Source organism: Nonomuraea sp. CX421 (genome assembly GCF_059358955.1).
In genome coordinates this window covers 1-7,744 of the sequence record NZ_JCADBK010000048.1, presented here as the reverse complement: position 1 = coordinate 7,744, position 7,744 = coordinate 1, and the positions used below count along the sequence as shown (strand labels likewise).

7 protein-coding genes and 1 pseudogene are annotated in these 7,744 nt (G+C 68.9%); 4 read left to right on the top strand and 4 right to left on the bottom strand.

Going from position 1 to position 7,744, the window contains the following annotated elements:
- From AC5L3X_RS39005 to AC5L3X_RS38995, 3 genes are all read right to left on the bottom strand, one after another.
- Positions 1 to 215: DUF742 domain-containing protein (locus AC5L3X_RS39005; protein WP_494863810.1), on the bottom strand; the 215-nt coding region annotated here is incomplete at its 3' end.
- A gap of 5 nt (positions 216 to 220) precedes the next feature.
- Positions 221 to 643, bottom strand: a complete 423-nt coding sequence (locus AC5L3X_RS39000; RefSeq protein ID WP_189129170.1) for a roadblock/LC7 domain-containing protein — start codon at positions 641 to 643, stop codon at positions 221 to 223.
- Entirely contained in the window at positions 640 to 3,519 is a 2,880-nt protein-coding gene (locus AC5L3X_RS38995) for a sensor histidine kinase (RefSeq protein ID WP_494863808.1), read from the bottom strand. Before AC5L3X_RS38995 ends, AC5L3X_RS39000 begins: the two co-directional genes overlap by 4 nt.
- Positions 3,520 to 3,909: 390 nt before the next feature.
- Between AC5L3X_RS38995 and AC5L3X_RS38990 the strand changes: the two genes are divergently transcribed.
- Genes AC5L3X_RS38990 through AC5L3X_RS38975 form a run of 4 tightly spaced genes read left to right on the top strand, consistent with a single transcriptional unit; the run spans position 3,910 to position 7,473 of the window.
- Positions 3,910 to 4,896 carry an ABC transporter substrate-binding protein gene (locus AC5L3X_RS38990; protein WP_494863807.1) on the top strand — a complete coding sequence of 329 codons (987 nt, stop codon included), beginning with the start codon at positions 3,910 to 3,912 and terminating at the stop codon, positions 4,894 to 4,896.
- Positions 4,893 to 5,669, top strand: coding sequence for an ABC transporter permease (locus AC5L3X_RS38985; RefSeq protein WP_225264404.1), 777 nt, complete (start codon positions 4,893 to 4,895; stop codon positions 5,667 to 5,669). Before AC5L3X_RS38990 ends, AC5L3X_RS38985 begins: the two co-directional genes overlap by 4 nt.
- Positions 5,666 to 6,445, top strand: a complete 780-nt coding sequence (locus AC5L3X_RS38980) for an ABC transporter permease (protein ID WP_494863805.1) — start codon at positions 5,666 to 5,668, stop codon at positions 6,443 to 6,445. Before AC5L3X_RS38985 ends, AC5L3X_RS38980 begins: the two co-directional genes overlap by 4 nt.
- 23 nt (positions 6,446 to 6,468) lie before the next feature.
- Positions 6,469 to 7,473: a methyltransferase gene (locus tag AC5L3X_RS38975; RefSeq protein WP_494863803.1), complete on the top strand. Its 1,005-nt coding sequence runs from the start codon at positions 6,469 to 6,471 to the stop codon at positions 7,471 to 7,473.
- A 25-nt stretch (positions 7,474 to 7,498) separates the two neighbouring features.
- Here the strand turns inward: AC5L3X_RS38975 and AC5L3X_RS38970 are convergent.
- Positions 7,499 to 7,744 (bottom strand): annotated as a pseudogene (locus AC5L3X_RS38970) (ATP-binding protein); the annotation flags it as partial.

Below are 7,744 nucleotides of genomic sequence, written 5' to 3'. Positions count from 1 at the left end.
CTGATCGCCTGATACTCCGGCGTGATATGCGAGAACTCCCGATGCTCAGCCGTCGCCGACGAAACGAGGGCCTCCATGGCCAGCTTCAGGCGCGGAGCGGTGCGACCGCCCGTCACGGCGTAGGGGCGTACGGGCGAGGCCGGGTCGGAGACCGGTGGCGCCATGGGCGGAGGCTGAGGCTCCCAGCCGCCGGTGTTCCATCTAGGGTCCGTCACCTACATCACCTGGACTGGGTAGCGCGCAGTTCGGCGCGTACCGCGGGAGTGAGCACCTGTCCGGCGCGATCCACCATGAGCGTCATCTGATAGGCCACCAACCCCATGTCACAGTCGGGAGCGGCGAGAACCGCCAGGCACGAGCCGTCACTGATCGACATGATCAGCATCAACCCGCGCTGCATCTCCACGATCGTCTGATTGACCATGCCACCCTCGAACACCCGGGACGCGCCCTGTGTCAGGCTCACCAGCCCCGAGGCGATCGCGGCCAGTTGGTCGGCGCGGTCGGCCGGGAATCCCGACGAGGCCGCGAGCGGCAGACCATCGGATGAGACGACGACGGCGTGGGCGACGCCCGGAACGGTGCTGACGAAATCAGTGATCAACCAGTCGACACCGCGCGCGGAGTGACTCAGGTCGTTCATACGCCCTCCTCCCTGCTCTCAACATTCCTCGGACCGGACGGGTACGCCTTGCCTTCGCTGATGTCGTCGCGCGCCGCCCGGAATCCCTGCTGGAAACTGGACAGCCTGCTGCGGACCCGGTCGGGCGACACCGACGGCATCGGGGTCACGCCCTTCGGCGCCGACGCCGTGTCCGCCGAACCCGGCACCAGGTTCGCCTTCGGCACCCGCTTCGGCAGCCCCGAAGCCGTCGCCCCGTCACGCACCGGCTCCACCACGGCCTCCGCCTTGCTCCATCCGGCGTCGGCCTTGGCCGATCCCCAGGTGGCGCCGGTCTCGCTCTGCTCGAACCAGGCGGACTCGACGGAGGCGAAGATCGGGAGGTACTCGTCACCGGCCGACGGCGGCGTGTTCACCACCGGGATCGGGCCGGTGGCCGCGGCCTCGGTCTCCGGGAAGTCGTACCTGGAGGTGGAGCGTGCGGAGCCGGCGTCACCCCAGCTGGGCGGCTCACCAGCGGAGGCGGGCCGCTTGGGCAGTCCGCCGCCCTCGCCCGTCCAGCCGCTGCCTCCTGTGCCGCCGGTGCCGCGTGATGGCACCCAGACGTCGGAGGTGTCGTAGCCGCCGCTGCCGGACCGGGGGTCGGAGGGCCAGTTGCCCCCTCCGGAGGGCCACTGGGGCATGGACTGCCAGGCGCCGACCGGCTCCGGCGTCGGCGCGGGCGGGCTCTGCGGGTTGGACGGGTAGGAGGGGTGGTCGGGGCCCATCTGGAAGGAGTTCGCCGGCCACTGGGACGCCGAGCCGACGGACTGGGCGGCGGACGCGTAGGACTCGTCGCGGCTGCCGGCGCCCTGGGTGCCCGCGTAGGCGGGCGGCTGAGCGCCGAGCAGGCTCTCGGGTACGAGCACCATCGCGGTGAGCCCGCCGCCGCCGTGCGGGCGCAGCTGCACCCGGATGCCGTGCCGGTGCGCCAGCCGGGCGACCACGAACAGGCCCATCCGGCGCGACACCGACACGTCCATGGTCGGCGCGTCGAGCAGGCGCTCGTTGGCCAGGACCAGCTCCTCCTGGGTCATGCCGATGCCGGAATCGGTGATCGACAGCATCACGCCGCCGCCGTCGATGCGGCTGCCGGAGATGGTCACGCGGGTCTCGCGCGGCGAGAACGACAGCGCGTTCTCCACCAGCTCGGCGATCAGGTGGATGACGTCGTTGACGGCCTGGCCGGCGACGGACACGCCGTCGGGGACCTGGAGCACCACGCGTTCGTAGCTCTCGACCTCCGACAGCGAGGCCCGGGCCACGTCGACCAGCTTCACCGGCTGGCTCCAGCGACGCGGCGGATCCTGGCCGGCCAGCACCAGCAGGTTCTCGCTGTTGCGGCGCATGCGGGTGGCCAGATGGTCCAGCTTGAACAGGTTGGCCAGCCGGCTCTCGTCCTGCTCGCCCTGCTCCAGCCCGTCGATCAGAGTGATCTGCCGCTCCACCAGCGTCTGACTGCGACGCGACAGGTTGACGAACATCGCGTTGACGTTGCTCCGGAGTCGTGACTCCTCGCCGGCCAGGCGCACCGCCTCGCGGTGCACCTCGTCGAACGCCCGCGCCACCTCGCCGATCTCGTCGTCGGAGGCGACGCCGATCGGCGGCACGTGCATCGACTCGACGGCGGCGTCGCTCTCGCGCAGCTGCTTCACCAGGTCCGGCAGGGTCTGGTCGGCGACCTTGAGCGCGTCGCCGCGCAGCCGCCTCAGCGGCCGGACCAGCGAGCGGGCCATCACGGCCGTGATCGCGAGGACGAGGAGCAGCAGCCCGATGACGAGGGCGATGTTGAGCGCGGCGATCTGCCGGTCGCTGCCCTGGATGTCGGTGCTTCGCGTGGCGATCTGCTCCGACAGCGACTTCTGCACGGTGTGCAGGCGGTCGACGGTCTCGCTGATGGCCTCGAACCAGCGGTTGATGTCGTTGGCGGTCGCGGGGTCGAGCCGTCGCAGTGACACTCCTGCGTTGTGCAGCTGCATCGCCCGGCTGACGTAGAGCTCGGCGCGGCCGACCTTCACGCTGGCGACGGTGTCGTCGTAGAACTGGCGCTGAGCCGGTGTGGCCACGGCGCGGAATGAGGCGCGCTCGCTCTCGCGCCGGGAGCGGGCGTCGACGAAGGCGTTGAACTCCGGCACTTCGAACTCGCCCTTGACCAGCGCGATCATCAACAGGCCCCGCTGCTTGGACGCCTCCTCCTCGGCACGGGCGACGGCCCGGAGGGCGGCGCTCGTGGCGACCAGCCGCTCGTCGGTCGAGCCCTGGCTGAGGTCGTCGAACAGCCGCAGCATGTCGGCGGTGACCTCGGTGTACTTCTCCATCGTCGGCAGCGGCGGCAGCTTCGTGGTCTTCACCGTCTCGCGGAGCGCGGGAAGCTGGTCAAGCCGGACGAGGATGCGCGCCAGGGCGGTGCGGCCCAGCTCCGACAGGGACGTCCTCGCCGTCGCCGCGACCGTCTTCGTGCGGCGTACGCTGGCGTCGACCACCGTGTGCTGGGTGTCGAGGCGTGCCTGCTCGGTCGCCCGCTTTCCGGAGGCGACATAGCGCCCCGCCAGGTCTCGTTCGAGACCCAGGTCGCGCGAGAGCTCGCCCAGCTGCGTCACCAGCGCGCCGACGTCAGCCAGCTTCTGGTACTGCTCGGCGCTGCTGATCGAGGTGGTGACCCGCAGCGCGCCCAGGAGCACGGCGACGATGGTGGGGATGGCGATGAGAGCGATGAGGCGGGTGCGCACGCGCCAGTTGCGCAGGGCGAACGGGCTGCCCGACTTGGGCACGGACTCGGCCGGCGCCGCGCCGGTCGTGGACTCTCGCGGCGCGTCCGGAGCCCTGCCACGACCGGACTCGGTCGTCGTTGTCCTCACTGGTGGCAACCTCTCGCCATGGGCCTGCTTGTGGGGATGAGAGCGGCATCGTCACGCCGGTGGATGATCGCAGGCAAGTTCGGGCCCAATTTGAGCACAAACCTCATAGTTGAGCCAACGTCTCAGGAGTATTCGACCGTTCCAAGGTGAACCATGTTCATGCGGCTAGTTCGCGCACACGGAGCGCAATCACTAAAAATTCGGACATTAAGCCAGCAACCATACTTTAAGTGGATATTTTCTGTCATGATGAAGTTACGTCATATTGCACAGGCAAAGTAACCTATTGACTGATCAGCCTTCAGGTCCAATCTTTCCTCCGGTACGCTTCCAGCTCGTCATCTTTCGATGTTGATCTCCAGAAGCTTCCCCCGGTAGGAGACTCCCCCTATGACACGCACGTTGGGCTGTCGCGCCCTGGTCCTCGGCGTCGCCGTCGCCCTTTCCCTGGCCGCCTGTGGCGGGGACAGCAAGCCGAGCACGTCCGCCAACAGCGACGGCTTAGAGAAGACCTCTCTCAAGGTCGGCGCACTTCCCATTCCCGACGCCGTGGCCATGTACATCGCCAACGCCAAGGGCTTCTTCAAGGAAGAGGGCCTGACGGTCGAGCCGGTCATCATCACCGGCGGCGCCGCGGCGATCCCGCAGATCAAGAGCGGCGCCCTGGACATCTCGCAGACCAACTACGTCTCCACCCTGCTGGCCGCCAGCAAGGGCGAAAAGATCAAGTTGGTCGCGGACATGTACCAGGCCGCTCCGAACACGTTCAACATCATGGTGCCGAAGGATTCGCCGATCAAGACGGTCGCCGACCTCAAGGGCAAGACCGTGCTGGTGAACAACCTCAGGAACATCGCCACGCTCGCCGTGGAAACGCAGCTGAAGGTCGCGGGCCTCACGGCCAATGACGTGAAGTTCGCCGAGAAGCCGTTCCCGGAAATGGGCAACGCGATCAGCTCGGGGCAGGCCGACGCGGGCTGGATCACCGAGCCCTTCATCACCGCCACCCAGAGCGGGCTGGGCTTCCGCAAGCTCGCCGACACGATGACGGGTCAGACCGAGGACCTCCCCATCGCCGCCTGGATGGCCACCGACGAGTGGACGCAGAAGCACCCGAAGACCCTGGCCGCCTTCCAGCGGGCGATCGCCAAGGCCCAGGAGCTCGCCTCGACTGACCGCAAGGAGATCGAGGCCATGCTCCCGACGTACACGAAGATCGACGCGAAGACGGCGTCGGTGATCACCCTGGGCACGTTCCCGTCCGCGCTGAGCGAGAACCGTGTGCAGAAGGTGGCCGACCTCATGCTCGAGTACAAGTACCTCGACAGTGCGGTGGACGTGAAGTCGCTCATCGTGGCCGCCCCGCCCGCGGGATGACACGGGCGCGACTGCTCCGCGGCGCCGTCGGCGCCGCGGGGTTTCTCATCGCCGGTGAGCTGTTCATCCGGTTCGGCCTCAGCGAGGGGCTGATCTTCCCTGCGCCGTCGGTCGTGCTGTACGAGGCCGCGCGCCTCGTGGCCGACGGCGACTTCCTGGACGGGGTCGTCACCACCCTCGCCAACTGGGCGGTCGGCCTGCTGATCGCCGTCGCCGTGGCCGTCCCGGTGGGCGTGCTGCTCGGCGCGCTGCCTCCGGTGGAGCGCGCGATCAGGCCGCTGCTGGAGTTCCTGCGCCCCATCCCGTCCGTCGCCATCATCCCGCTCGCGATCCTGCTGATCCCGGTCGACGAGATGATGAAGGTGTCGGTCATCGTCTACGCCTCGGTCTGGCCGATCCTGATCAACACCCTGTACGGCATGCAGGACGTCGACCCCCTGGCCAAGGAGTCGCTGCGCAGCTTCGGGTTCGGGTCGCTGTCCGTGCTCGGACGGGTCAGCCTGCCGAGCGCCGCGCCCTTCGTCATGACCGGGATCCGCATCGCCACCGGCATCGCGCTGATCTTGGCGGTCAGCGCCGAGTTGCTCGCCGGAGGCGCCTCGGGCATCGGGATCTACGTGATCCAGGCGAGCAGCGGCAACCGGACCGACCTCATCCTCGCGGCGACCTTCTGGGCCGGCATCTTCGGCGTGCTCGCCAACCTGGGCATGCTCACCGCCGAGCGTCGACTGTTCCACTGGCACCGGATGCGGACGGGAGCGTCGGAGTCATGAAGACACTCGGCAGGATCTGGGTGATCCCCGCGGTGCTCGTCGTGTGGGAGCTCGTCACGCGGGCGCTCGAGGACACCGACTTCCCCCCACCGACGACGATCGTCTCCAGCATGTACGAGCTCTGGTTCTCCGGGCCGGCCTCCCGGTTGTTCCTCACCGACGGCGCGATCGACAACATCCTGCCCAGCCTCGCCCGCATGTTCGGCGGCTGGCTGATCGCGGCGGTGCTCGGCGTGGTGCTCGGCGTGCTCCTGGGCCGCTCAAGGGTGGCGACCGACTACGTCGACGCGCTGATCGAGTTCGGCCGCGCCATCCCTCCCCCTCTGCTGGTGCCCCTCTTCCTCGTGCTGTTCCACGCGGGCCTGGCCACCCAGCTGGCCACGATCGTCTTCGGCGTGATCTGGCCGGTGCTGCTCAACTCGATCGACGGAGCCAAGTCGGTGGACCGCACCTACACCGAGACGGCCACGGTCTTCGGCCTGTCGAGGATGCAGCGGCTGCGCGTGGTCGTCATTCCGGCCGCCTCGCCCAAGATCTTCGCGGGCCTGCGGCTGAGCCTGTCGCTCGCGCTGATCCTCATGGTGCTCGCCGAGCTCTTCGGCAGCACCGACGGCATCGGCTACCAGCTGCTCCAGGCGCAGCGCAGCTTCGAGACCCCCGCGGTCTGGGCGACGATCGCGCTGCTCGGCGTCCTGGGCTACCTGGTCAACTCTCTGTTCGTGCTCGCGGAGCGCCGGGTGCTGACCTGGCACAGGCACGCCAACCGGCTCACCTGACCGCGACCTCGCTGGAAGGACACATGTCTCCATCAGACGGTCTCCTCTGGACAGCCGTATCCGATCTCTCGCGCTTCGCCGCGTTGCTGACCATGGCCGAGCTCGGCCTGGCCGACCATCTGGCGCAGGGGCCCCTCGACACCGAGGAGCTGGCCAGGCGATGCGGGGCGCACGCGCCGTCGCTGCGCCGGGTGCTGCGCGAGCTGGCGGGCATCGGCGTGGTGCGCGGGCGCGGCGCCGACGGCTACGACCTGACCGAGCAGGGCGCCGCGCTGCGCTCGGACGCGCCCGGCTCGATCCGCTCGTCGATCCGCATGCTCGGGGAGGAGGGCTTCTGGTACGCGATGCGCAACCTGCCGGCGACCGTACGCAACGGCGAGTCGGCGTTCGCGGCACGGTACGGACACCTGTACGAGCACCTGGCGGCCAACCCCGGCACGGCGCGGCTGTTCGACGACTACATGATGGCCAGGGCCGCACCCTTCGCCGAGAGCCTGGTCAAGCGCTACGACTTCGCCGACACCGGGACGATGGTCGACGTCGCCGGAGGCAAGGGCCACATCCTGGCCACGGTGCTGCAGGCCAATCCCCACATGCGCGGCGTGCTGTTCGACCTTGAGCACGTGGTGGGCGGGTCGAAGGAGTTGCTGGCCGCCGAGCGGCTCGACGATCGGTGCGAGGTCGTCGCGGGCGACTTCTTCGCCGCGGTGCCCGCCGGCGCGGACTTCTACCTGCTGGCCAGCGTCCTGCACAACTGGGACGACGACGACGCGGTCAGGATCCTGCGCAACGTCCGCGAGGCGATGAGCCCGACCGGCCGGGTGCTGGTGCTGGAGGTGGTGCTGCCCGACGACGAGTCGCCGCATCTGGGCAAGGACCTCGACATGCGCATGCTGGCCGTCTTCGACGGAGGCGCGGAGCGTAGCCGCGAGCAGTACGCGGCGCTGCTCGGACAGGCCGGGCTCCACCTGGACCAGGTCATCGACCTGGCGGCCGGGGCCAGCCTCATCGAGGCGACGCCGAGGTGATCGCCGGGCCGTGCCGGGCGGCGGTCTAGCCGCTCCAGCCGGGCACGGCCATCCGGACGGTGAGCGCGTGTTCGACCAGGTTGATCAACGCGCTTTTGACCGAGTCCTTGGAGCGGGCGTCCAACCGGATCAGCGGAATGTGCGGCGCCAGTGTCAGGGCGTCGCGCACCTCCCCGTCACTGTGCGGATACTGGCCGTCCCAGCCGTTGACGCCCACCACGAAGGGCAACTGCGCCTCCTCGAAGTAGTCGATCGCCGGGAAACTGTCGGC

Coding starts and splice junctions, on each gene's coding strand:
- AC5L3X_RS38990 (WP_494863807.1), top strand. CDS start 3,910: ATGACACGCACGTTGGGCTGTCGCGCCCTGGTCCTCGGCGTCGCCGTC.
- AC5L3X_RS39000 (WP_189129170.1), bottom strand. CDS start 643: ATGAACGACCTGAGTCACTCCGCGCGCGGTGTCGACTGGTTGATCACT.
- AC5L3X_RS38980 (WP_494863805.1), top strand. CDS start 5,666: ATGAAGACACTCGGCAGGATCTGGGTGATCCCCGCGGTGCTCGTCGTG.
- AC5L3X_RS38985 (WP_225264404.1), top strand. CDS start 4,893: ATGACACGGGCGCGACTGCTCCGCGGCGCCGTCGGCGCCGCGGGGTTT.
- AC5L3X_RS38975 (WP_494863803.1), top strand. CDS start 6,469: ATGTCTCCATCAGACGGTCTCCTCTGGACAGCCGTATCCGATCTCTCG.